Raw genomic sequence first — 26,144 nt, forward strand, 5'->3', positions numbered from 1 at the left:
ATATACTATCCATTTACATAGAAGAATTGAATACTTTAAATTGAGAGGGGTACTTAAATGAGTCAAGAAAAGCAAGTCTTCTCGATAGATTTAGCTGGTCGCCAGCTAACAGTTGAAACTGGTCAGCTTGCAAAACAAGCGAACGGAGCAGTATTAGTAAGATATGGCGATACAGCGGTTCTATCTACAGCAACTGCATCAAAAGAAGCAAAAAATGTAGATTTCTTCCCACTTACAGTAAACTATGAAGAGCGTTTATATGCAGTCGGAAAAATTCCTGGCGGTTTTATTAAGCGTGAAGGTCGTCCAAGTGAAAAAGCAATTTTGGCAAGTCGTTTAATCGACCGTCCAATTCGTCCGCTATTCGCAGATGGCTTCCGTAATGAAGTACAAGTTGTCAGCATTGTAATGAGTGTTGATCAAGATTGTTCTTCTGAAATGGCAGCTATGCTTGGTTCTTCATTAGCGTTATCGATTTCAGATATTCCATTTGAAGGTCCAATCGCTGGTGCGACAGTTGGCCGTATTAATGGCGAATTCGTTATTAACCCAACAGTAGAACAGCAAGAACAAAGTGATATCCACTTAGTTGTAGCTGGTACGAAAGATGCGATTAACATGGTTGAAGCAGGAGCAGATCAAGTACCTGAAGAAACAATGTTAGAAGCAATTATGTTTGGTCATGACGAAATTAAACGTCTAATTGCATTCCAAGAAGAGATTGTACAAGCTGTAGGTAAAGAGAAATCAGAAGTGAAACTTTATGAAGTTGACGCTGATCTTAACCAAGCTGTACGTGAAATGGCTGAAGAAGATATGCATTCAGCAATTCAAGTACATGAGAAACATGCACGTGAAGATGCAATTAACGAAGTGAAAAAGCGTGTTATTGAGCATTACGAAGCGCAGGAAGCTGACGCTGATACATTAGGACAAGTAAATGAGATTTTATATAAAATTGTAAAAGAAGAAGTACGTCGTCTTATTACAGTTGAAAAAATCCGTCCAGATGGCCGTAAAGGTGACGAAATCCGCCCATTAGCATCAGAGGTTGGTATTTTATCTCGTACACACGGTTCTGGTTTGTTCACTCGTGGACAAACACAAGCATTAAGTATTTGTACATTAGGTGCATTAGGCGATGTGCAAATTTTAGATGGTCTTGGCGTAGAAGAATCAAAACGCTTTATGCACCATTACAATTTCCCATCATTTAGTGTTGGTGAAACAAGACCAATGCGTGGACCAGGTCGTCGTGAAATCGGTCACGGTGCACTAGGAGAACGCGCACTTGAGCCTGTAATTCCATCTGAAAAAGATTTCCCATACACAGTACGTCTTGTATCTGAAGTTTTAGAATCAAATGGTTCTACTTCACAAGCAAGTATTTGTGGTAGTACTTTAGCAATGATGGATGCTGGTGTTCCACTTAAAGCTCCAGTTGCAGGTATTGCAATGGGTCTAGTTAAAACTGGTGAGCATTACACAATTTTATCTGATATTCAAGGTATGGAAGATCATTTAGGTGATATGGACTTTAAAGTAGCAGGTACAGCACAAGGTGTAACTGCACTACAAATGGACATTAAAATCGATGGTCTATCTCGTGAAATTTTAGAAGAGGCATTACAACAAGCGAAAGTTGGTCGTGTGCACATTCTAAATCATATGTTATCTGTTATTCCAGAGCCACGCACTGAATTATCAGCGTACGCTCCAAAGATTATTACAATGACAATTAATCCAGATAAAATCCGTGACGTTATCGGACCGAGCGGTAAACAAATCAATAAAATTATTGAAGAAACTGGCGTTAAAATTGACATCGAGCAAGATGGCACAGTATTCATTTCTTCAATAAACCAAGAAATGAACGACAAAGCTAAGAAAATTATCGAAGATATCGTTCGCGAAGTACAAGTAGGTGAAATCTACGAAGGAAAAGTGAAACGTGTTGAGAAATTCGGTGCTTTCGTTGAATTATTCAGCGGTAAAGATGGATTAGTTCACATTTCTGAACTTGCACTTGAGCGTGTAGGTAAAGTAGAAGACGTTGTAAAAATCGGTGATGTAATTACGGTTAAAGTTATCGAGATTGACAAGCAAGGTCGCGTAAATCTATCTAGAAAAGTATTGCTAAAAGAAGAGCAAGAAAAAGAAGCTGCTAAAGAAGAAAACAAACAAGAGCAGCAATAAGTAAAAGCCAGTTTAACTGGCTTTTTTGTTATGTAAAAATATGATTTATATATATTTTTATGTCAGCATAGGTATAGTTTTCATTATAACGCTCAAATTAACAAAGATAAGAAGAAAAATGTTTTTTATATAGTTAAATTGGGAGGGTTTATATGAAAGTTCGTATATTGGCATACATATGTATATTTTCTTTATATGTCAGCTTAGGCTCTTATTCTGTTTTTGCACAGGATAACTTATATGAAGAAATTCAAAAGCATGCAAAACAATATGAGATTGCACCTCAAAATGCGATGATTGATAAAATATGGAAAGCAACACCAGGATATAATGGAAGACAAGTTGATATGGAAGCATCCTATAACAATATGAAGAAGCTAAAGGAATTTGATCAAAAACACCTTGAATTCAAGGAAGTATCACCGAGTGTCCATTTAGAAGATTTATCACCCGCTCCAATTTATAGAGGCCATCCGAATAAAAAAATGGTAGGATTAACAATAAATGTGGCATGGGGAAATGAGTATTTGCCTCGTATATTAGAAATATTGAAAAAGCATGATGTGAAGGCGACTTTCTTTTTAGAAGGACGTTGGGTGAAAGAAAATTTACGATTTGCAAAAATGATTGTCGATGCAAATCAAGAAGTCGGAAATCATTCTTATACGCACCCTAATATGAAAACGCTATCGTCTGATGAAATACGAGAGCAGTTACAAAAAACAAATCGAATGATAGAAGTAGTAACGAATCAAAAAGTAAGATGGTTTGCCCCGCCGAGTGGAAGTTTTCGGGATGAAGTCGTGAAAATCGCTGATGATTTCCAAATGGGAACGATTATGTGGACTGTCGATACAATCGATTGGAAGCGACCTGAGCCAGATGTACTATTGCAGAGAGTAATGAGAAAAATACACCCAGGTGCTATCGTATTAATGCATCCTACTTCGTCAACGGCAGAAGCATTAGATACAATGATTAAAAAATTGAAGGAACAAGGATATAAAGTGGGGAATATAACAGAATTACTGGATGAAAAACGTGTGGATTAAATACATTTGCATGACATTCATCCTTAAACTTGTTATCATTAAATAATAGCACTTATTTAGAGAAACTGGCAGTAGGAGGAAAGTTTTTGATTAAAAAATATACTTGTAAAAATGGTGTAAGAATAGTTATGGAGAATATACCAACTGTAAGATCGGTTGCGATTGGTATTTGGATCCATGCGGGATCAAGAAATGAAAATGAAAAAAATAACGGGATTTCTCACTTTTTAGAGCATATGTTCTTTAAAGGGACAGAAACACGTAGTGCACGCGAAATTGCAGAATCATTTGATAGCATTGGTGGACAAGTGAATGCTTTTACTTCAAAAGAATACACTTGTTACTATGCAAAAGTACTAGATGAACATGCTAAATATGCTTTAGATGTATTAGCTGACATGTTCTTTAATTCAACATTTGATGAAGAAGAATTGAAAAAAGAGAAGAATGTCGTATGTGAAGAAATTAAAATGTACGAAGATGCTCCAGATGATATTGTGCATGATATGTTAACGAAAGCAACATATGAAACGCATCCACTTGGATATCCTATTTTAGGAACAGAAGAAACGCTTAATACGTTTACAGGTGATACGTTACGTCAATATATAAAAGATCATTACACACCTGAAAATGTAGTTGTATCAATCGCAGGAAATATTGATGAAGCATTTTTACAAACAGTGGAGCAATATTTCGGTAGTTATGAAGGAACAACAAACCGTGAACAAGTACATAGCCCAATTTTCCATTTCAATAAGGTAGCCCGTAAAAAAGAAACGGAACAAGCTCATTTATGTCTAGGATATAAAGGCTTACAAATGGGACACGAAGATATTTATAACTTAATTGTATTAAATAATGTTTTAGGCGGTAGCATGAGTAGCCGTTTATTCCAAGAAGTACGTGAGCAACGTGGATTAGCTTACTCAGTATTTTCTTACCACTCTTCTTATGAAGATACAGGCATGTTAACACTTTACGGTGGAACAGGTAGCCAACAATTAGATACATTGTATGAAACAATGCAAGAAACATTAGAGACATTGAAAAATACAGGTATTACAGAAAAAGAGCTTATGAATAGTAAAGAGCAATTAAAAGGAAACTTAATGTTAAGTTTAGAAAGTACAAATAGCCGTATGAGCCGTAACGGTAAAAATGAATTGCTTCTTCGTAAACATCGTTCACTTGATGAGATTATTGAAAGTGTAAACACTGTAACAAAAGAAAATGTGGACGGATTAATTCGCAATATGTTTACTGACGAGTTCTCTGCGGCACTTATTAGTCCAGACGGAAAACTTCCAAAAGGAATAAAACTATAATCAATTTTTACGATGTAAAAAAAATAACCTTCTCTCTTTTTAAATGAGAGAAGGTTATTTTTTTTATACATATAGAATAGGTACTAATTATAGACAATGCAAATGAAAAATTCATTAGGGGAGTGGAGTGTGTATGCGATTAAGTGAATTAAGTGGTAAAGAGGTTGTAGATATAGAAAAAGCGGAAAAAATGGGAGTCTTAGGTTATATGGATTTAGAGATTAATGAGAAAGACGGGCAAATACAAACACTTATAATACCTGTAGGGAAGTGGGGAGGTTTTAAAAAGGAACCACAAGAAGTAAGGGTGGCATGGAGTCAAATAAAGAAAGTCGGACACGATATGCTTCTTTGTGATAGTATAGATCGTTCAAATTCGGAGTGAAGGATGGCCATTTTGGTCATCTTTTTTTGTATCTACATAGAAACCTGATAAATCATATGTGCATTTGGATTTTCAATCACCATAAACTCGTACATTACATATGATGTGGAGGAAAAAGAAAAAGTAGGCACTTTTCTTATAAATGACAGAAAAAGAAGGTGAATTAGGGAATGTTGACTGAGATGCATATTGCTGTCATAGGAGGAGATGCAAGACAGCTAGAAGTAATTCGTAAGCTAGTTGAATTGGATGCGAAACTTTCTTTGATAGGTTTTGATCAGTTAGATCATGGTTTCACAGGGGCAGCAAAAGAAAGTATACAAAATTTAGATTTCACTTCTGTAGACGCAATTATTTTGCCGGTTGCCGGTACAAATGCCAAAGGAGAAGTAGATACTATTTTTTCAAATGAAAAAGTTTCAATAACGAAAGAACAAATTGAAAATACACCAGAACACTTTACTATATATTCAGGTATTGGTACACCTTACTTGGAAAATCTCGTATCTACTACGAACCGAAAACTTGTTAAATTATTTGATCGTGATGATGTAGCAATATACAATTCTATTCCAACGGTAGAAGGTACATTAATGATGGTAATTCAACATACCGACTATACAATTCATGGGTCCAATGTAATGGTTCTAGGATTTGGTAGAACAGGAATGAGTGTTGCGAGAGCATTTCAATCATTAGGAGCCCATGTCAAAGTTGGAGCAAGACGATCTGAACATATTGCACGTATTACAGAAATGATGTTTTCTCCTTTTCATATGCAAGACATAGAGAAAGAAGTAGGAAATATCGATATTGTAATTAATACGATTCCGCACCTCGTTGTAACAGCGAATGTTATTGCAAAAATGCCAGCTCATACGTTAGTGATTGATTTAGCTTCTAAACCAGGCGGTACCGACTTTAGATATGCGGAAAAAAGAGGAGTCAAAGCATTGCTAGCACCTGGATTACCAGGTATTGTTGCCCCAAAAACGGCTGGGCAAATCTTAGCAAATGTTCTTTCTCAGTTATTAGCAGCAGATGCAATCGCAAAGGAGGAGGAAAAGAAATGAGTTTGAAGGGGAAACGAATTGGTTTCGGATTTACAGGTTCACATTGTACGTATGAGGAAGTTATGCCGCACTTAGAAAAATTAATTGCTGAAGGAGCAGAAGTACGTCCTGTTGTTTCATACACTGTTCAATCAACAAATACTAGATTTGGAGAAGGAGCAGAGTGGATTAAGAAGATTGAAGAAATAACAGGTTTTAAAGCAATTAATTCAATTGTTGGAGCAGAGCCACTTGGACCTAAAATTCCATTAGACTGCATGGTAATCGCTCCTTTAACAGGAAATTCTATGAGTAAATTTGCAAATGCAATGACAGATTCTCCAGTACTAATGGCAGCAAAAGCGACGCTAAGAAATGGCAAGCCTGTCGTATTGGCGGTTTCGACGAATGATGCTTTAGGATTAAATGGGGTAAATCTCATGCGCCTAATGGCAACAAAAAACATCTACTTCGTCCCATTCGGTCAAGATGCGCCAGAGAAAAAACCGAACTCAATGGTAGCTCGTATGGAGTTACTGGAAGATACAGTATTAGAAGCGCTGCAAGGGAAGCAATTGCAACCGGTGGTCGTAGAAAAATTCAGATATATGAATTAAAAAACGAAAAAAAACGGACAATTTTTGATGAAACCATCATTCTTACTGTAGAATATGATAAAATTAACGTTATTAAGATTAGAAGGGGTATTGTATACTCCTTCTGATTCTAAGTTATAGAAGGATTGGTATCTAGAAAGGGGCATAGTGATGGAAAAGCAAAAAACTTTTCATGTCGCTGTAGTTGGAGCAACCGGCGCAGTTGGTGAACAAATGTTAAATACTTTAGAGAAACGAGAATTTCCAATCGGGAAATTAACGTTACTTTCATCTAAACGATCTGCAGGTAAGAAACTTGTATTTAAAGGCGAAGAATTTACAGTTCAAGAGGCAACTCCTGAAAGCTTTGAAGGAGTAGATATTGCACTATTTAGTGCTGGTGGATCTGTATCGAAACAATTAGCGCCAGAAGCAGCAAAACGCGGTGCGATTGTTGTTGATAATACAAGTGCATTCCGTATGACAGAAAACGTGCCACTTGTTGTACCTGAAGTAAATGAAAACGACTTAAAAGAACATAATGGTATTATTGCAAATCCAAACTGTTCTACAATTCAAATGGTAGTAGCTCTTGAGCCAGTTCGTCAGCAATATGGTTTAAAACGAGTAATCGTTTCCACATATCAAGCTGTATCAGGTGCTGGTGCGGCAGCTATTGAAGAACTGCATGAACAATCACAAGCAATCTTAAATGGCGAAGAAGTTAAGGCAAATGTTCTTCCTGTATCAGGTGATAAGAAGCATTTCCCAATTGCTTTTAATGCGATTCCACAGATTGATAAATTCCAAGATAATGGATTTACGTTTGAAGAAATGAAAATGATTAACGAAACGAAAAAAATTATGCATATGCCTGAATTAGAAGTAGCGGCAACATGTGTACGTTTACCAGTTGTATCAGGACACTCTGAGTCTGTTTACATCGAAGTAGAAAAAGAAGGCGTAACAGTAGCAGAATTAAAGAGCTTACTTGCAAATGCGGAAGGTATTGTTCTACAAGATAATCCAGAAGAGCAGTTATATCCAATGCCAGCTACTGCAGTAGGTAAAAACGAAGTATTCGTTGGAAGAATCCGTAAAGATTTAAATAACGATAAAGGATTCCATCTTTGGGTCGTATCTGATAACTTATTAAAAGGCGCTGCATGGAATTCTGTTCAAATTGCAGAGAGCTTAGTAAAATTACAATTAGTGTAAACGGCTAAGAGAAGGTGCAAAATATGAAAATAATTGTTCAAAAATTTGGTGGCACATCAGTACGTGATGACAATGGACGTAAGCATGCGCTTCATCATATAAAAAAATCATTAGCTGCTGGTTATAAAGTAGTTACTGTCGTATCTGCTATGGGCCGTAAAGGTGAACCATATGCAACGGATACGTTATTAAGTCTTGTAAATCAAGAGGAATCTACTATTTCTAAGCGTGAGCAAGATTTATTATTATCGTGTGGAGAGTTAATCTCTGCAATTGTTTTCTCTAATATGTTGAATGAGAACGGTATAAAAGCAGCAGCATTAAATGGTGCACAAGCTGGTTTTGTAACGAATGATGACTTTACGAATGCAAAGATTATTGAAATGAATTGCGATCGTATACATGAAGAGTTAGAAAATGTAGATGTAATCGTCGTTACAGGATTCCAGGGACAAACGAAAAAAGGTGATACGACAACACTTGGACGCGGAGGTAGTGATACTTCAGCTTCAGCATTAGGTGTTGCACTTCATGCTGAATACATCGATATATTCACTGATGTAGAAGGTGTTATGACTGCGGATCCTCGTATTGTAAAAGATGCACGTCATCTTCAAACTGTAACGTATAACGAAATTTGTAACATGGCTTATCAAGGTGCGAAAGTCGTTCATCCACGTGCAGTTGAAATTGCGATGCATGCAAAAGTGCCACTTCGTGTACGTTCTACGTATTCTGATAGTGAAGGTACGCTTATTTCAGCATATGACGGTGCTACAAGAGGTCGTGATGTAGAAGAACGTCCTGTTACAGGCATTGCCCACGTATCAAACGTAACGCAAATTAAAGTGCTTGCAAAAGAAACGGCATATGATTTGCAACAACATGTGTTTAAAGAGATGGCGAACGAAGGAATAAGTGTTGATTTAATTAATATTTCACCTACTGGCGTAGCATATACAGTGAGTGATAATGTATCAAGTCATGCAGTTAAATTATTACAGAACCTTGGATATGAGCCGATTGTGACAGAACATTGTGCGAAAGTATCTATCGTTGGGGCTGGAATGGCAGGATACCCAGGGGTTACTGCGAAAATCGTTACAGCTTTAGCGGAAAAAGGTATTCAAATCCTGCAATCGGCAGATAGTCATACAACAATTTGGGTTCTTGTAAAAGAAACTGATTTAGTGGAGGCTGTAAATGCATTACATAGTGCGTTTGAGCTTTCAAAAGAAAAGCAACTGGAACAATAAGGAGTGAGACCATGATAGATTTTGGGACAATTGCAACCGCGATGGTAACACCGTTTGATATAAACGGGAATATCGATTTTGCAAAGACAACGAAATTGGTAAATTATTTAATTGATAACGGTACAACAGCAATCGTGGTAGGAGGAACGACAGGAGAATCTCCTACATTAACTTCAGAAGAGAAAGTAGCGTTATATCGCCATGTCGTATCTGTTGTCGATAAAAGAGTGCCCGTAATCGCTGGAACAGGTAGCAATAATACGCATGCTTCTATTGACTTAACTAAAAAGGCAACAGAAGTTGGTGTGGATGCAGTAATGCTAGTAGCACCGTATTATAACAAACCGAGTCAAGAAGGAATGTATCAGCATTTTAAAGCAATTGCTGAAAGCACGCCGCTTCCGGTTATGCTATATAACGTTCCAGGACGATCTATTGTACAAATCTCCGTTGATACAGTTGTTCGTTTATCAGAAATAGAAAACATTGTTGCTATTAAAGATGCCGGCGGCGATGTGTTAACAATGACAGAAATCATTGAAAAAACAGCGGACGACTTTGCGGTATACAGCGGTGATGACGGTTTAACGTTACCAGCTATGGCAGTTGGAGCGAAAGGTATCGTTTCGGTAGCATCTCATGTTATCGGAAACGAAATGCAAGAGATGATTACAGCATTTCAAGCAGGAGAGTTTAAGAAGGCACAAAAATTACATCAATTACTTGTAAGAGTAACTGATTCATTATTTATGGCGCCAAGTCCAACTCCAGTAAAAACAGCGTTACAAATGGTTGGATTAGATGTAGGTTCTGTACGTTTACCACTTCTTCCATTAACAGAAGAGGAAAGAGTAACGTTACAATCTGTTATGCAATCTATCCCTCGTTAATAAAAAATGACCTAGTGTAGAACTAGGTCATTTTTTATTATATGCAAATCTTTTCCTCTTTTTTTCACCTATATGTGTTTTTATAAGAACATTAATCGCTTCTTCATTATATGTATAAGAAAATAATCATCCCCCTTTAACTGAGTCAAAAAATGATAGATATTATGGAATAAACGTAATAAACCACGGTGTCTGTTTTTAGAGAAATCCCCTAAAATGTGACGTAATTCATAAAAAAACTCCATTTTGTAAGTGTTTTTGTTGGATTCTAGAAAAATAAATCTTGAAACTCCCTATTATGAAATGAATTTAGCGTATGTATGGCTAGTTCTTCAAAATAATATGGAGTATAAAATCGGAGTAAATATAAAGGAAATACGTTCGATACTTTTATTGTCATTCCGTTCTTTTACTCTTTCTTTCGCACGATTTAACTTGTGTTCTATTTCTTGTATCAGGTATAATATGGCTAAGTAGCTTAGTACGGGTATGCTTAGCAAAATTGGTAAAAATTATAATTTGATTACATTTTCATATCATATCGAATAAGATATTTGATTTATATAATGAAAGAGAGGTGAAACCTGGTTTAAAAAATAAACAAGGACATGATATCGCATAACGGTAAGGACATTCGTCTTGGACGGTGAATATATGGTGGTTGTAGAGTTTCCCCTGGTGTCTCTGCAATTTTAGTGAAATCAGTGTTTGAAAGATTTTTAAACCAGGCAACAACATGAAGAGAAAAGAGAATGAGTCTGTTAAAGTATTTGCTCTTGGTGGAGTAGGTGAAATCGGGAAAAACATGTACTGTGTTGAAATTGATTCTGAAATCTTTATTGTAGATGCAGGGTTAATGTTCCCGGGAGATGAAATGTTTGGAATTGATATCGTTATTCCTGATATTACATATTTAGTGGAAAACCAAGAGCGAGTAAAAGGTTTATTTATTACTCACGGTCATGAAGATCATATTGGTGGTATTGTTTACGTACTTCGTAAATTATCTATTCCAGTATATGCAACGAAATTAACAGTAGGACTTATACAAGAAAAACTTGGCGAAGCGGGTATGTTAGGCCGTGTAGACTTAAAAACAATCGATTCAAATTCAACAGTAGAGTTTAATACTACAACGGTGTCATTCTTTGGAACGACACATAGTATTCCAGATTCTGTTGGTGTTTGTTTCCATACATCAAAAGGTGCGATTGTATATACAGGAGACTTTAAATTCGATCAAACGCCAATTGGAAATAGTGGAGCAGACCTTGGGAAAATGGCGCAAATCGGAAATGAAGGCGTACTTTGCTTATTATCTGATAGTACAAACGCAGAGCGCCCAGGCTATACAGGTTCAGAAAAAGAAGTTGGTGTAGAAATCTCTAAAGTGTTCTACGGCGCAGAAGGTCGTATTATTGTTGCTTCATTTGCATCGAATGTACATCGTATTCAACAAGTATTTGATGCAGCTGCTGAAACAGGAAGAAAAGTGGCGGTAGTAGGACGTAGTATGGTGAAAGTAGTAGATATCGCAAGACGTCTTGGTTATTTAGATGTTCCAGAAGGTATGGTTATTTCATTACAAGAAGTAGACAACTTCCCAGAGAAAAAGGTAGCTATTTTAACGACAGGTAGTCAAGGTGAACCGATGGCTGCTCTATCTAGAATGGCAAAACAAGCACATAAACAAATTTCAATTCGTAAAGGTGATACTGTTATCATTGCTGCTTCTCCAATTCCGGGTAATGAAATATCTGTATCAAAAATTATTGATTTGTTATTTAGAGCTGGAGCTGAAGTTGTTTATTACGGCGAACGAAAAGTTCACGTGTCAGGTCACGGTAGCCAAGAAGAATTAAAATTAATGTTAAATTTAATGAAACCAAAGTACTTTGTACCCGTACATGGTGAGTTCCGTATGCAAAAAGCACATGCATATTTAGCTGAAGATGTAGGTATTACAAGAGAAAATATCTTTATCGTAGAAAAAGGCGATGTAATTGCTTTTGGTGACGATGAAGCAAACTTAGTCGGTAAAGTACAAGCTGGTAATGTTTTAATTGATGGATTAGGTGTAGGTGACGTTGGTAATATCGTTCTTCGAGATAGAAAGATGTTATCTCAAGATGGAATACTAGTAGTTGTTGTAACGCTTGGTAAAGATGAAAAGAAAATTATCTCTGGTCCAGAAATCATTTCACGTGGTTTCGTATATGTTCGTGAATCAGAAGCGTTAATTGAACGATCTACAGAGATTGTACGTATGATTGTTGAGCAGTCAATTAAAGAATATTCAATTGAATGGTCAATGTTAAAACAAAATATTCGTGAATTATTAGGACAGTTCTTGTACGAAGAGACAAAGAGGAAACCTATGATTTTACCGATTATTATGGAAGTATAAAAAGATCACCCTTATGGGTGATCTTTTTTCTTTTTAACCCTATCGAATGAAATTTATAACTTAAGAAATAATAGTTATATACGAGTGAAAGGGGATGCGAAATGACAGAACGTGATCGATATACAAATGAAGAAAAAGAAGCTGAGCCAAAAGAAGCTGGAAAAGAGGCTTCAATAGTTGAAAAAATTCAACAGCTTGGACAGACAAATGTACCACAGATGAATGAATCACGTATTCATTGTTTAACGATTATCGGACAAGTGGAAGGTCATGTTCAATTACCACCGCAAAATAAAACAACAAAATATGAGCATATCATTCCGCAAATTGTTGCGATTGAACAAAATCCGAAAATTGAAGGTTTGCTTTTAATATTAAATACAGTTGGAGGTGACGTTGAAGCTGGGCTAGCAATTTCTGAAATGGTAGCTTCACTTTCAAAACCAACAGTATCTCTAGTTTTAGGTGGGGGACATTCCATCGGTGTACCGATTGCTGTTTCTACTGACTATTCGTTTATTGCGGAAACTGCGACGATGACAATTCATCCAATTCGTTTAACAGGTCTTGTCATAGGTGTGCCACAAACATTTGAGTATTTGGATAAGATGCAAGAAAGAGTCATTCGTTTTGTGACGAAGCACTCGAAAGTAACAGAAGATCGTTTTAAAGAGCTTATGTTTGCGAAAGGAAATTTAACGCGAGATATTGGGACGAATGTAATTGGTGGGGATGCAGTAAAGTACGGTCTTATAGATGATGTCGGCGGTATTGGAAATGCGATTCGAAAATTAAACGAATTAATAGATGTTCGTGCGGAAGATAGTACAGAAGGGACAATGCTACAATGATTTTATATACAATTATGCCAGAGCAACTTGTGTATCCGGTCGATTATTCACAATGTGAAAGTCAAAAAGTTGTAAATATAAATGGTGTGGAATTAATGGTTTCTGAAGAGGAACATGGATGTTATTCTATTGTACGTGTGCTAAGTACGGACCCACTTCACTATTTAGAGTTTGAGCCCGGTCAGAAAATAACCTTTTAGCAAAAAGAAGGATTTTGTTTAGAAGCTATGGTATAATATAAAAAACAAGACGGTTGAGCAGCCATGAGTAGGCTGCTTTCTTCTGTTTATTTAGCATTTTACAAGAAGTGTAAAAATAGAAGATATAAAGACCAGAAAAATAGAGAAAACAGACATATAAATAGAGCGTTTTGAAGGGAGCTTTACTTATATGTAGAACACGAGGTGAAGAAATGGCAAAACAAAAGCAAAGAGGGACGAAGGCAAAGGCAAGACGTACGATAAAGCCAACTTTGTATTATGAAATCGTCGGTTTAACTCTTTTTGCACTTTCAATCATTACGATTTTACAGCTAGGCGTTGTAGGGAAATCGTTTGTGTTATTTTTTCGCTTCTTCTTTGGTGAGTGGTACATAATTGGTGTGTTAGGTGTAATAGCTTTATCGGTTTCCTTTGTTATAAAACGCGGATGGCCGAACCTTTTAAATAAACGATTAATTGGATTTTATTTAATTGTATTGGCGATATTAATGTTTAGTCATATTACATTATTTAACCTTCTTACAAAAGATGGAGCAGTGCAAAATACTTCTGTTATTGTGAGTACGAAAGATAACTTCTTTCTTGAAATGAAAAAGGGGCCAGATAGCGTTCATTTAGGTGGTGGTATGTTTGGTGCGCTTATGTTCGCAACATGTTACTTCTTATTTGACGAAGTAGGAGCTTATATCATTGGTATTATTCTAGTTATTCTCGGTATACTTTGTATAACAAATAAGCATATTGGAGAAGTGTTAGCTCCAGTTGGTAGAATTCTTAGAAGTCAGTTTCAAGTGATGCAAGGGGATTATAAAGATTGGAGAGCCAAAAGAACGGCTGAACAAACAGAAAAGAAAAAAACAACAAGAAGCACAAGAAGCAAACGTGCTGCAGAACAAGAAGAAATTATTGAGCCGATGGAAGAAATCTCAATTGATCCTCCGATTATTTCGAATTTCACTGAGAATTATCCTGTAAATGAAGAAGAGGATAAACGAATCGAAGTAGAGCAAGAAGAGTTGATCACTTCACCGTTTATTGAAGAGACTCCGCCAATTGAAGAACCAAAGAAAAAGCGTGGAGAAAAAATTGTTGAATCGTTAGAGAGTGAAGCGCAAGCACCTCCTATGCAATTTTCAAATGTAGAAAATAAAGATTACAAGCTTCCTTCACTTGATATATTAAAATTTCCAAAGAATAAGCAAGTTACAAATGAAAATGCGGAAATTTATGAGAATGCTCGTAAATTAGAACGTACATTCCAAAGTTTCGGAGTGAAAGCGAAAGTAACAAAAGTGCATAGAGGTCCTGCAGTTACAAAATATGAAGTGTATCCTGATATGGGGGTAAAGGTAAGCAAAATTGTCAGTTTAAGTGATGATTTAGCCCTTGCTTTAGCTGCAAAGGACATTCGTATTGAAGCGCCAATTCCCGGGAAATCAGCTGTAGGGATCGAAGTTCCAAACTCAGAAGTTTCGATGGTAACGCTGAGGGAAGTTCTTGACTCTAAGGCTAATAATCATCCGGAAGAGAAGTTGTTAATTGGTCTTGGCCGAGATATTACAGGTGAAGCTGTATTAGCCCGTCTAAATAAAATGCCTCATTTACTCGTAGCTGGTGCGACAGGTAGCGGGAAAAGTGTATGTATTAACGGTATTATTGTTAGTATTTTAATGCGTGCAAAACCACATGAAGTAAAATTAATGATGATTGACCCGAAAATGGTAGAGCTAAATGTATATAACGGTGTGCCTCATTTGTTAACGCCAGTTGTAACTGATCCGAAAAAAGCATCGCAAGCATTGAAAAAAGTTGTGAGTGAAATGGAACGTCGTTATGAATTGTTTGCTCATAGTGGTACACGTAACATTGAAGGATACAACGATTATATAAAAGAGCATAATAGTCAATCAGAAGCGAAACAACCCGAATTACCTTATATTGTAGTAATTGTGGACGAGTTAGCAGATTTAATGATGGTTGCTTCGTCTGATGTAGAGGATGCGATTATGCGTCTAGCGCAAATGGCTCGTGCTGCTGGTATTCATTTAATTATTGCAACGCAACGTCCGTCAGTTGACGTTATTACGGGTGTTATTAAAGCAAATATTCCATCACGTATTGCATTCGCTGTATCTTCTCAAACAGATTCTCGTACAATTCTTGACGGTGGTGGTGCAGAGAAGCTACTAGGTCGTGGAGACATGCTGTTTATACCAATTGGTGCATCGAAACCTGTACGTGTACAAGGCGCATTTTTATCAGATGATGAAGTTGAGAGAGTTGTAGAATATGTTATTGGACAGCAAAAAGCACAATATCAAGAAGATATGATTCCGCAAGATGTTCCTGATACGAAGCAGGAAGTAGAAGATGAATTATATGATGAAGCGGTTCAACTTGTAGTGGAAATGCAAACAGCATCTGTTTCTATGTTACAACGTAGGTTTAGAGTAGGTTATACGCGAGCTGCTCGCCTAATTGATGCAATGGAAATGAATGGTGTAGTAGGTCCGTATGAAGGGAGTAAACCGAGAGAAGTACTCATTAATGATGTACAAGAAAAAAGTTCTTAAAAAAGCCTAATTGTTTTTACAATTAGGCTTTTTTATATAGTGTTTTTGTTATATACTATACTCAGCGATAAAGAAAGGGCTTACATTTAGGGGCGCCCTTTAGAATACGAATACTTTGAGTATGTTTTATGTAAATGTTCGATATTTAATGCAGAAAAATGTTAGATTTTGTTGACACGTATGAGAGCAAGTGGTAAGATTACTTCGAAAAGAATCACTGCCTCATATAATCTTGGAGATAAGGTCCATAAGTTTCTACCTGGCAACCATGAATTGCTAGACTATGAGGGGAAAAGTGTGTAACAAAGGATGTAAAGGATCTTTGTGCCGAACTTTTTCTCGAAATGAGGAATGTTTATGGTGCAAAGTTTTTTTTATGCAATAAAGAGTGAAAATTTTATTTTAAAAAATTATTATTATTTATTCGACAATTACACTTATTTTGGTGTTTAGTCATTTGTACTATGTTGTAAGTTGAAAAAAGAGAAAAGAAGTCTTACATCAGAGGTCGAATAATTGAAATGCGGGGGAGTCTTATGTCAGTAAAATCTGATAGTCGTCACCTATATCTACGGGTGATTGATCACATCAAAGAAAAAATTAAAGATGGCGCTTATAAAGAACGACAAAAGTTACCATCAGAGTTTGATTTAGCGAAAGAACTTGGCGTAAGTAGAGCGACTTTAAGGGAAGCGTTGCGTATTTTAGAAGAAGAAAATGTTGTCATTCGTAGACATGGTGTAGGGACATTTGTAAATGCAAAGCCATTATTTTCTTCTGGAATAGAACAACTTTCTAGTATTACAGATATGATTTCTAGTGTGGGGAAAACACCAGGAACAATCTTTTTATCATCATCTACTACAACTTTAACAGAAGAGGAAAAAGAGAAGTTTAATAGTGAAGATGGTTTTAATGCAGTGATGATTGAACGCGTGCGTACAGCAGATGGGGAACCTGTTGTGTATTGTATCGATAAACTTGCAAAAGAAATATTGCCAGACTTATCGGGTTATAATGAGGAATCATTATTAACGGTGATACATAATAACACGCATAAGCGCATAACATATGCGGTTGCTCACATTGAGCCAATTGGCTATCACCCTAAAATCTCACCAATTTTAGAATGTGAGCCTGAAACAGCACTGCTTGTATTAAAACAAATGCACTATGATCAAAATGATGAGCCAATCTTATATTCTATCAATTACTTTAGAGCTGATAAATTTAGCTTCCACGTATTAAGAAAGCGTATGTAGGTAAATTCCTTTTTAGGGAGGTGACAGCAAGAAGTAAGGAACAGCAGCGTAAGAATAAATAAATATATATCATTTTTGGAGGGGTTTCTAGTATGAAGAAAAAAGCAGGCCTTTTATTATCATTAACTTTAGCAGCAAGTACAGTTTTAGGTGCATGTGGTAACTCGGATAAGGCGAGCAGTGACAAGAAAGACACGAAAGACAATAAAGACTTCAAGGTTGGTCTCGTAACGGATGTTGGGGGCGTTGATGATAAGTCATTTAACCAATCTTCTTGGGAAGGGTTACAAAAGTTTGGTAAAGATAATGGTTTAAAAGAAAAGACAAATTATCGTTACCTTCAGTCTGAAAAAGAAGCTGATTATATTCCGAATTTAAAAAAATTCTCAAAAGATAAATATGATTTAACATTCGGAATTGGTTATAAATTAGAAGGTGCAATTAAAGAAGTAGCAAAAGAATCTTCAAAACAACAATTTGCAATCGTAGATACTGTTGTAGATGCACCGAACGTAACGAGTATTACGTTTAAAGATCATGAAGGATCATTCCTTGTAGGTGCGGTAGCAGCTATGTCAACAAAATCGAATAAAGTAGGATTTGTTGGTGGAATGAAAAGTGATTTAATTAGTAAATTTGAAAATGGATTTAAAGCTGGTGCAAAGGCAGTAAATCCAAACATTGAAATCGTATCTGAATATGCAGAAGCATTCGATAAGCCTGAAAAAGGTACAGTTCTTGCTTCAGCAATGTATGGTCAAGGCGTAGACGTAATTTATCATGCTGCTGGTGGTACAGGTAACGGTGTGTTCACAGAAGCGAAAAACCGTAAGAAAAAAGGTGAAAATGTTTGGGTAATCGGTGTTGACCGTGACCAACATCAAGAAGGTATGCCTGAAAATGTAACATTAACTTCAATGATTAAACGTGTTGATGTAGCAGTAGAAAAAGTAGCTAAAGAAGCAAAAGATGGGAATTTAAAAGGCGGGAAAATTGAAGAGTTTGGCTTAAAAGATGACGGTATTGGTATTTCAAAAACAACTGATAACGTGAAAAAAGTTAACCCTGAAATTTTAACAAAAGTAGAAGAGCTTGAAAAGAAAATTACAGCCGGTGAAATTAAAGTGCCAGCTACAGATAAAGAGTATAAAGAATATGAAGCTTCTCTAAAAAAATAAATAGAGAAATAGCAAAGGTTAGTTCAGAGAACTAACCTTTGTATGTATAAAACTTCCGAATTGCTTAATAAGTTAATAGTGTAATAGGGAATGTTCCCTGTTAAAAGGAGGAACACAATGGAATACGTAATTGAGATGAATAACATTACGAAAGTATTCCCAGGCATTGTAGCGAATGATGATATTACGCTGCAAGTAAAGCAGGGTGAGATACATGCTTTACTTGGAGAAAATGGTGCAGGGAAATCCACATTGATGAATGTACTATTTGGTTTGTACCAACCAGAGCAGGGTGAAATTAAAATTAAAGGTAAACCTGTAAAAATCACAAATCCGAATATAGCAAATGACCTTGGTATTGGAATGGTCCATCAACACTTTATGCTTGTTCATAATTTTACAGTTACAGAGAATATTATTCTCGGAAATGAACCGAAGAAAAAAGGGAAAATTGCTGTTGAGGAAGCTGCTAAAGAAATTCAAAAACTGTCTGAACAATACGGTTTATCTGTAGATCCATATGCGAAAATACAGGATATTTCAGTTGGTATGCAGCAGCGTGTTGAGATTTTGAAAACTCTTTACCGCGGTGCAGAAATTTTAATATTTGATGAACCAACAGCTGTGTTAACACCGCAAGAAATTCATGAGCTAATTCAAATTATGAAAAAGCTTGTGCAAGAAGGAAAATCTATTGTTCTTATTACACATAAGTTGAAAGAAATTATGGAAGTTTGCGATCGTTGTACGATTATTCGTAAAGGAAAAGGGATTGGAACGGTTGACGTTGCAAATACGGATGAAAATAAACTTGCAGAATTAATGGTCGGACGTCAAGTGAATTTTAAAACAGAAAAAATAGACGCGAAGCCAAAAGAAGAGGTACTTTCAATTGCAAACCTTGTTGTTCACGATGCACGTCAACTACCTGCTGTAAAAGGCCTTGACTTAACTGTTCGTGCGGGGGAAATTGTTGGGATTGCAGGGATTGATGGAAACGGACAAAGTGAATTAATAGAAGCAATTACTGGTTTACGAAAAGTTGAGTCAGGTTCTATTGCAATTAAAGGAAAAGAAATAACAAATTGGCCTGTTAGAAGAATAACAGAAGAAGGAATTGGTCATATTCCAGAAGATCGTCATAAACACGGACTCGTTCTTGATTTTTCTGTTAGAGATAATATAGTTCTGCAAACGTATTATAAAAATCCATTTTCAAAGAAAGGGATTTTAAATTTCAGCAAAATTACAGAAAAAGCAAAGGCTCTTATTGAACAGTTTGATGTGCGTACACCTAGTGAGCAAACGTTAGCACGCGCTCTATCTGGGGGGAATCAACAAAAAGCAATTATTGCACGTGAAGTAGACCGAAATCCAGATTTATTAATTGCGGCACAGCCAACACGTGGTTTAGATGTAGGAGCAATTGAATTTATTCATAAGAGATTAATAGAGCAAAGGGATAAAGGAAAAGGTGTATTACTTTTATCATTAGAGTTAGATGAAATCTTAAATGTTAGCGATCGAATTGCTGTTATTTATGAAGGGGAAATTGTAGCAATAGTTGATGCGAAAGAAACGAATGAACAACAGCTTGGATTGTTAATGGCTGGAGGAACAAAGAAGGAGCAGGTGGGTACAAATGGCTAAAAAGCTTTTAACAGAACGAACGATAAATATTTTAGTCCCAGTACTATCCGTTATTTTCGGCTTACTTGTAGGAGCGATTGTAATGCTAGTTAGTGGCTATGATCCAATTGTTGGTTATAGTGCACTTTGGACAGGAATGTTCGGCAGCGCAAGTGCGATTGGTGAAACGCTTCGTACAATGATACCGCTTATTCTTGCTGGCTTATCGGTGGCGTTTGCATTTCGTACAGGTTTATTTAATATCGGGGTAGAGGGTCAATTGTTAGTTGGTTGGCTTGCAGCGGTTTGGTTCGGTTATGCAGTCTCACTACCAGCTTTCCTTCATATTCCATTATCTATTTTATTTGCAGCATTGGTGGGCGGAATTTGGGGCTTCATTCCGGGATATTTAAAAGGGAAGTTTCAAGTGAATGAAGTTATTGTAACTATTATGATGAACTATATCGCTTTGTATGTAACGTATGACATCATTAAGCGTTTCTTACATGCGGGTAATGACAAAACGTATGATATTAAAGAGAGTGCGTCACTATCTTCAGACTGGCTTGCTTCTATTACTGATGGTTCACGTCTACACTGGGGAATTATTGTAGCAATTTTAATCGCTATTTTAATGTGGTTCTTATTAGATCGAACAACTTTAGGTTACGAATTAAAGTCAGTAGGATTTAATCAGCATGCTTCTCAATATGCAGGTATGAAAGTTTCTCGTAATGTAGTATTCTCCATGACAATTGCTGGTGCATTTGCGGGGATTGGTGGAGCGATGGAAGGATTAGGGACATTCCAGAGTATGACAGCGATGTCTTCGTTTACAGGAGTAGGATTTGATGGGATTGCCGTAGCATTACTTGGAGGGAATAATCCGTTTGGTATAATCCTTTCAGCTTTATTATTTGGTGGTTTGAAAAGTGCTTCCCCTCAAATGAACTTTGAGGCAGATGTACCGTCAGAGCTTATTAATGTAATTATTGCATGTATCATCTTCTTTGTTGCATGTAGTTATGTGTTAAGATGGGCGCTTACACGCATGAGCAAGGAGGGGAAATAAATGAGCTTTTTAGATATATTAGCCATTCTTGTGACGGGTACGTTATATACATCGGCACCTATCATTTTCACAGCACTAGGTGGTGTATTTAGTGAACGATCGGGTGTTGTAAACATCGGATTAGAAGGACTAATGCTATTTGGTGCATTTATTGGAGTCGTTACAAACTTATTAATGGGTGATACTTGGGGAACGATGACTCCGTGGATTGCGTTACTATTTGCGGCAATTGGTAGTGGATTATTTGCATTACTTCATGCGGTAGCTTCTATTACATTCCGAGCAGATCAAGTTGTAAGTGGTGTAGCCATTAACTTCTTATCTCTTGGTTTAACAGTATTTGCAATTAAGAAGATTTTTGATAAAGGGCAGACTGACTTTATTCAGTATCGTATTGAAAAGATTGATATTCCAGGCCTTTCGGATATTCCGGTTTTAGGGAAAATATTTTTCTCGAACGTACCAATAACGTCATATATTGCCATTATTTTAGCATTCGTTGTTTGGTATGTTATTTATAAAACACCGTTCGGTCTTCGTCTACGTGCTGTTGGTGAACACCCAATGGCAGCGGATACGATGGGGATTAACGTATATAAAATGCGCTATATTGGAGTCTGTATTTCAGGAGTGTTTGCTGGAATTGGTGGAGCGATTTTTGCAATGTCAATTTCTAATAACTTCTCAGGGGCAACTATTACAGGACAAGGTTTCTTAGCTTTAGCTGCTATGATTTTTGGAAAGTGGAATCCACTAGGCGCACTAGGTGCAGCTCTATTCTTTGGTTTTGCGCAATCTCTAAGTGTAACGGGCGGAACAATCCCTGTATTAGATCAAATTCCAAGTGTTTTATTAACGATATTACCATATATATTCACAATATTAGCGCTTGTTGGTTTTGTAGGTCGTTCTGAAGCTCCGAAAGCTTTAGGAACTCCTTATGAAAAAGGAAAACGATAAGTATTTTATAAGTATAAAAAAGCTCGCACATTAGTGTGGGCTTTTTTACATAGAATATATTTAATACGGAATTTTACTATGTTCCTTACATATTAAAGTTTTTAGAAAGAATCATATGTAAGCATAATAAGGGAGAAAAGTTGATTTTTTATTTCTAAAAACTGTATATTGAAGAGGAATATTCCTATATACGTAAAGGAGGGCTATAAATGAAACTAATGGAACAACAACTACATGAGTTAGGTGGTTTGCGCGTACATATTATTCCGACTGATAAATATAAAACGAATACCTTTGTATTTCGTTTTAAAGCGCCTTTAAATGAGGAGACGGTGACAGAGCGTGCCCTATTGCCATACGTATTGCAAAGTGCGACAGAAAAATTACCTTCTGTAATTCGTCTTCGTCAATATTTAGAAGAATTATACGGATCTTCTTTAGCGGTAGATGTAAGTAAAAAAGGGGAAGACCATATTATCTCCATTTATGTAGACATTGCAAATGAAGTTTATTTACATGATGCACCACCGTTATTTGAAAAAGCGCTTTCTATGTTGTCAGATATTGTGTTACATCCAGCAACGGAGGGGAACGGTTTCCTATCTTCTATCGTAGAAAGTGAAAAAAGAGCACTGTTACAGAGAATTGAAGCTACTTATGATGATAAAATGCGTTATGCAAACGAGCGTTTAATTGAAGAAATGTGCAAAGTAGAACCGTATCGTTTAAGTGCAAATGGAAAAAAAGAGAGTGTTATGTCTATTACAAATGAAAGTTTGTATCAATATTATCAAAAGGTGTTAGCGGAAGATGAAATGGATCTATATATTATTGGTGATATTTCAGAAAACGCCGTTGATCTTGTAAGTAAGTATTTTTCTATTTCAACTCGTCCAGTGAGAGAAAGAAATGTACTCCTTCATAGACGAAATAATGAAGAAAAAGAAGTTGTTGAAAAACAAGAATTAAAACAAAGTAAATTACACATCGGTTATCGTACATTTGTCACATATAAAGATGAAGATTATTTTGCATTGCAATTGTTCAATGGATTGTTTGGTGGCTTTTCTCATTCGAAGTTATTCGTAAATGTGCGTGAAAAAAATAGTTTAGCGTACTATGCAGCATCGCGCTTTGAAAGTCATAAAGGTTTATTATTTGTTATGTCAGGAATCGAAGCGAAAAATTATGAAAAAGCAGTTGAGATTATTAAAGAACAAATGCTTGCGATGCAAAACGGAGAGTTTTCTGAAGAAGAAATACATCAAACAAAAAGTGTCATCCAAAATCAAATATTAGAGGCAATTGATACACCACGTGGCTTTGTAGAAATGCTATATCATGGTATTATTTCAGATCGTACACGTCCAGTTGAAGAATGGCTTACAGGTATAGAAAGTGTGACGAAAGAAGAAATTGTAAAAGTTGCTAAAAATATTGAACTAGATACAATTTACTTTTTACAAGGAACGGAGGGAGAGTAAATGGAGAAAATTGTTTATGAGCAATTAAAAGAAACACTTTATTATGAAAAACTTCCTAATGGATTAGATGTATACGTTTTACCGAAACAAGGATTTAATAAAACATTTGCGACGTTTACGACGAAATATGGTTCTGTAGATAATACATTTGTACCATTAGGGAAAGAAGAAATGATTCGTGTGCCTGATGGAATTGCACATTTTCTTGAGCATAAATTATTTGAAAAAGAAGATCACGATGCTTTCCAATTGTTTAGTAAACAAGGAGCATCGGCAAATGCTTTTACATCCTTTACACGAACAGCTTACCTTTTTTCATGTACTTCAAACGTAGAACAAAATTTAAATACATTGCTAAACTTCGTGCAAGAGCCTTATTTCTCTGAAAAAACGGTTGAAAAAGAGAAGGGGATAATTGGGCAAGAAATTCAAATGTATCAAGATAACCCAGATTGGCGTTTGTACTTCGGGTTAATTGATAGCTTGTTTGTAAAACACCCAATTAAAATTGATATTGCAGGGACAATCGAATCTATTAGTAAAATTACGAAAGATTTATTGTATGAATGTTATGAAACATTTTATCATCCGAGCAATATGTTATTATTTGTTGTGGGTGCAATTGATCCAGAGAAAACAATGGATTTAGTACGTGAAAATCAAGCGAAAAAAGATTATAAAAACCAGCCAGAAATTGTGCGTTCATTTGAAGAAGAACCAAATGAGGTAAATGAAAAGAAAAAAATTATTTCAATGCCTGTGCAAACACCGAAATGTTTAGTTGGTATTAAAGCGACTAATTTAAAGGAAAAGGGGCAAGCGCTTTTAAAACAAGAAATTGCGCTTACGTTACTCTTAGATTATTTATTTGGGAAAAGTTCTGTTCATTACGAAACTTTATATAATGAAGGGCTTATTGATGATTCATTCTCGTATGACTATACAGAAGAAAATAACTTCGGTTTTGCAATGGTTGGCGGTGATACGAAACAACCTGATGAATTGGCAAATCGTTTAAAAGATATTTTATTAAAAACAGATTATGATCAATTAGATGCGGCGGCATTAGAACGAGTGAAGAAAAAGAAAATTGGTGGTTTTTTACGCTCGTTGAATTCACCAGAATATATTGCAAATCAATTTACACGATACGCGTTTAATGAATCTAGCCTATTTGACGCATTGACTGTATTAGAAGGACTAACCGTTCAAGACTTACAAGAAGTAGCGAAATTATTGTTATCAGAAGACAAAATGAGTATTTGTCAGGTGTTACCGAAAAAATAAAATTAAAAAGATACCCTCATCTTATCATTGAAAAATTGTAAGATGAGGGTATTATTTAGTTATGTGAAAATTGAACTTGTAGAGATAAGAGAGGGACTTTATGAAAAAGTATGCGTTAGTAACTGGAGGGAGCGGAGGAATTGGCTCTGCTATTTCGAAACAATTAATTCAAGATGGATATACAGTTTATGTTCATTACAATAACAGTGAAGAAAAGGTATTGGAATTGCAGAAGGCATGGGGAGAAGTTATCCCTGTTCAAGCGAATTTAGCTTCTAGTGATGGAGCAGAGCAATTGTGGGGACAAATTGAACATCCTATTGATGTTATTGTATACGCAGCTGGGAAGAGTATTTTTGGACTAGTAACAGATGTAACAAACGATGAATTGGATTATATGGTAGAACTTCAAGTGAAGAACGTATATAAATTACTTTCTATGGCACTTCCGCCTATGATCGGGAGAAGAAGTGGTAATATTGTAATTGTTTCATCTATATGGGGACAAATAGGGGCTTCTTGTGAAGTGCTTTATTCAATGGTAAAAGGGGCACAAAATTCATATGTGAAAGCTTTAGCGAAAGAAGTTTCTTTAAGTGGATTACGTGTGAATGCAGTAGCACCAGGAGCAATTGAAACGGAAATGTTAAGTGTTTTTTCTGAAGAAGATAAAATGGGAATTGCTGAAGATATACCATTAGGTAGAATAGGATTACCAGAAGAAGTAGCGAAAACAGTTTCATTCCTCGTATCACCAGGAGCGTCTTACATAACTGGACAAATTATCGGAGTGAATGGCGGTTGGCACTGCTAAAAAATTCTTACATAAAAAATGAATAGTTGCACAAATTAAGGATGATTTTATTACTCAATAGTGAGGTGCTTAATTATGTCAGTATTAGATAATTTTGATCAGTGGAAGAGCTTTTTAGGAGAACGTTTAGAGCAAGCGCAAGACAAAGGTTTAGATGGCGGTGCGGTATCAGATATGGCGTTTCGTGTTGGCGACTATCTTGCTAATGAGGTAGAAGGACGCAATGACCAAGAGAAATTATTAGCTGAGCTTTGGAAAGTTGCTGATGAACAGGAGCAACATACAATTGCAAATTTAATGGTTAAGTTCGTACAACATAAGTAAAAGTAGAGAGGAGATTCTCCTCTCTACTTTTTTTGTATAATAATTACACAGGGTAGATTATACATTTAGCTTCCCTATTAAGGTGAAATCATATAATATAGTACGTAGG

The 26,144-nt window shown here is 36.1% G+C and carries 22 protein-coding genes and 1 riboswitch; all 22 genes read left to right on the top strand.

The genetic code is table 11. The features are described 5' to 3' along the window. Window positions 1-57: 57 nt before the first annotated feature. Window positions 58-2,196, top strand: coding sequence for a polyribonucleotide nucleotidyltransferase (gene pnp, locus MR136_RS04750; RefSeq protein ID WP_000076737.1), 2,139 nt, complete (start codon window positions 58-60; stop codon window positions 2,194-2,196). Window positions 2,197-2,348: 152 nt separating this feature from the next. Continuing rightward, window positions 2,349-3,248, top strand: coding sequence for a polysaccharide deacetylase family protein (locus MR136_RS04755; protein WP_017672874.1), 900 nt, complete (start codon window positions 2,349-2,351; stop codon window positions 3,246-3,248). 86 nt (window positions 3,249-3,334) lie between these two features. Further along, window positions 3,335-4,576 (top strand): M16 family metallopeptidase, encoded by a 1,242-nt coding sequence (locus tag MR136_RS04760; protein ID WP_000592996.1) that lies wholly within the window; start codon window positions 3,335-3,337, stop codon window positions 4,574-4,576. Between the two features lie 133 nt (window positions 4,577-4,709). Next, on the top strand, window positions 4,710-4,961 hold the full coding sequence (locus MR136_RS04765; protein ID WP_001239759.1) for a YlmC/YmxH family sporulation protein: 252 nt from the start codon (window positions 4,710-4,712) through the stop codon (window positions 4,959-4,961). A gap of 170 nt (window positions 4,962-5,131) precedes the next feature. Continuing rightward, window positions 5,132-6,034 carry a dipicolinic acid synthetase subunit A gene (gene dpaA, locus MR136_RS04770; RefSeq protein ID WP_000954735.1) on the top strand — a complete coding sequence of 301 codons (903 nt, stop codon included), beginning with the start codon at window positions 5,132-5,134 and terminating at the stop codon, window positions 6,032-6,034. Next, the gene (dpaB, locus tag MR136_RS04775; protein ID WP_000053596.1) at window positions 6,031-6,630 is read left to right on the top strand and encodes a dipicolinate synthase subunit B; all 600 of its coding nucleotides are present in this window, start codon (window positions 6,031-6,033) and stop codon (window positions 6,628-6,630) included. The genes dpaA and dpaB overlap by 4 nt, the downstream gene beginning before the upstream one ends. A gap of 150 nt (window positions 6,631-6,780) precedes the next feature. Further along, a complete protein-coding gene (asd, locus tag MR136_RS04780) occupies window positions 6,781-7,827 on the top strand; it encodes an aspartate-semialdehyde dehydrogenase (RefSeq protein ID WP_000414847.1) in 1,047 nt (348 codons plus the stop codon). A gap of 23 nt (window positions 7,828-7,850) precedes the next feature. Next, window positions 7,851-9,083, top strand: a complete 1,233-nt coding sequence (gene dapG / locus MR136_RS04785) for an aspartate kinase (protein WP_000692451.1) — start codon at window positions 7,851-7,853, stop codon at window positions 9,081-9,083. Window positions 9,084-9,094: 11 nt separating this feature from the next. Continuing rightward, window positions 9,095-9,973 carry a 4-hydroxy-tetrahydrodipicolinate synthase gene (gene dapA, locus MR136_RS04790; protein ID WP_000564763.1) on the top strand — a complete coding sequence of 293 codons (879 nt, stop codon included), beginning with the start codon at window positions 9,095-9,097 and terminating at the stop codon, window positions 9,971-9,973. Between the two features lie 736 nt (window positions 9,974-10,709). Continuing rightward, a complete protein-coding gene (locus tag MR136_RS04795) occupies window positions 10,710-12,380 on the top strand; it encodes a ribonuclease J (protein WP_000823089.1) in 1,671 nt (556 codons plus the stop codon). 101 nt (window positions 12,381-12,481) lie between these two features. Beyond that, a complete protein-coding gene (gene tepA / locus MR136_RS04800) occupies window positions 12,482-13,231 on the top strand; it encodes a translocation-enhancing protein TepA (RefSeq protein WP_000139806.1) in 750 nt (249 codons plus the stop codon). Beyond that, window positions 13,228-13,431, top strand: coding sequence for a YlzJ-like family protein (locus tag MR136_RS04805; RefSeq protein WP_000605036.1), 204 nt, complete (start codon window positions 13,228-13,230; stop codon window positions 13,429-13,431). Before tepA ends, MR136_RS04805 begins: the two co-directional genes overlap by 4 nt. Before the next feature lie 212 nt (window positions 13,432-13,643). After that, window positions 13,644-16,025, top strand: coding sequence for a DNA translocase FtsK (locus tag MR136_RS04810; RefSeq protein WP_001118782.1), 2,382 nt, complete (start codon window positions 13,644-13,646; stop codon window positions 16,023-16,025). 202 nt (window positions 16,026-16,227) lie between these two features. After that, a riboswitch (purine riboswitch) is annotated at window positions 16,228-16,329 on the top strand. A gap of 232 nt (window positions 16,330-16,561) precedes the next feature. Continuing rightward, window positions 16,562-17,287: a GntR family transcriptional regulator gene (locus MR136_RS04815; RefSeq protein ID WP_000114182.1), complete on the top strand. Its 726-nt coding sequence runs from the start codon at window positions 16,562-16,564 to the stop codon at window positions 17,285-17,287. Window positions 17,288-17,379: 92 nt separating this feature from the next. Next, on the top strand, window positions 17,380-18,465 hold the full coding sequence (locus tag MR136_RS04820) for a BMP family lipoprotein (protein ID WP_000725771.1): 1,086 nt from the start codon (window positions 17,380-17,382) through the stop codon (window positions 18,463-18,465). Window positions 18,466-18,582: 117 nt separating this feature from the next. After that, a complete protein-coding gene (locus MR136_RS04825) occupies window positions 18,583-20,115 on the top strand; it encodes an ABC transporter ATP-binding protein (protein ID WP_000456914.1) in 1,533 nt (510 codons plus the stop codon). Beyond that, window positions 20,108-21,166 carry an ABC transporter permease gene (locus MR136_RS04830; protein ID WP_001085254.1) on the top strand — a complete coding sequence of 353 codons (1,059 nt, stop codon included), beginning with the start codon at window positions 20,108-20,110 and terminating at the stop codon, window positions 21,164-21,166. The genes MR136_RS04825 and MR136_RS04830 overlap by 8 nt, the downstream gene beginning before the upstream one ends. Next, window positions 21,167-22,126 (top strand): ABC transporter permease, encoded by a 960-nt coding sequence (locus tag MR136_RS04835; protein WP_000008856.1) that lies wholly within the window; start codon window positions 21,167-21,169, stop codon window positions 22,124-22,126. Window positions 22,127-22,335: 209 nt separating this feature from the next. Further along, window positions 22,336-23,610: an EF-P 5-aminopentanol modification-associated protein YfmF gene (gene yfmF, locus MR136_RS04840; protein WP_000772418.1), complete on the top strand. Its 1,275-nt coding sequence runs from the start codon at window positions 22,336-22,338 to the stop codon at window positions 23,608-23,610. Continuing rightward, window positions 23,611-24,897, top strand: a complete 1,287-nt coding sequence (gene yfmH / locus MR136_RS04845; RefSeq protein WP_000411976.1) for an EF-P 5-aminopentanol modification-associated protein YfmH — start codon at window positions 23,611-23,613, stop codon at window positions 24,895-24,897. It abuts the gene before it with no gap. Between the two features lie 100 nt (window positions 24,898-24,997). Further along, window positions 24,998-25,711: an elongation factor P 5-aminopentanone reductase gene (gene ymfI, locus MR136_RS04850; protein ID WP_000759604.1), complete on the top strand. Its 714-nt coding sequence runs from the start codon at window positions 24,998-25,000 to the stop codon at window positions 25,709-25,711. A 75-nt stretch (window positions 25,712-25,786) separates the two neighbouring features. After that, window positions 25,787-26,035, top strand: a complete 249-nt coding sequence (locus MR136_RS04855; RefSeq protein ID WP_000114450.1) for a DUF3243 domain-containing protein — start codon at window positions 25,787-25,789, stop codon at window positions 26,033-26,035. Window positions 26,036-26,144: the final 109 nt, after the last annotated feature.

The organism is Bacillus cereus group sp. BfR-BA-01311, assembly GCF_022664295.1.
GTDB lineage: Bacteria > Bacillota > Bacilli > Bacillales > Bacillaceae_G > Bacillus_A > Bacillus_A cereus.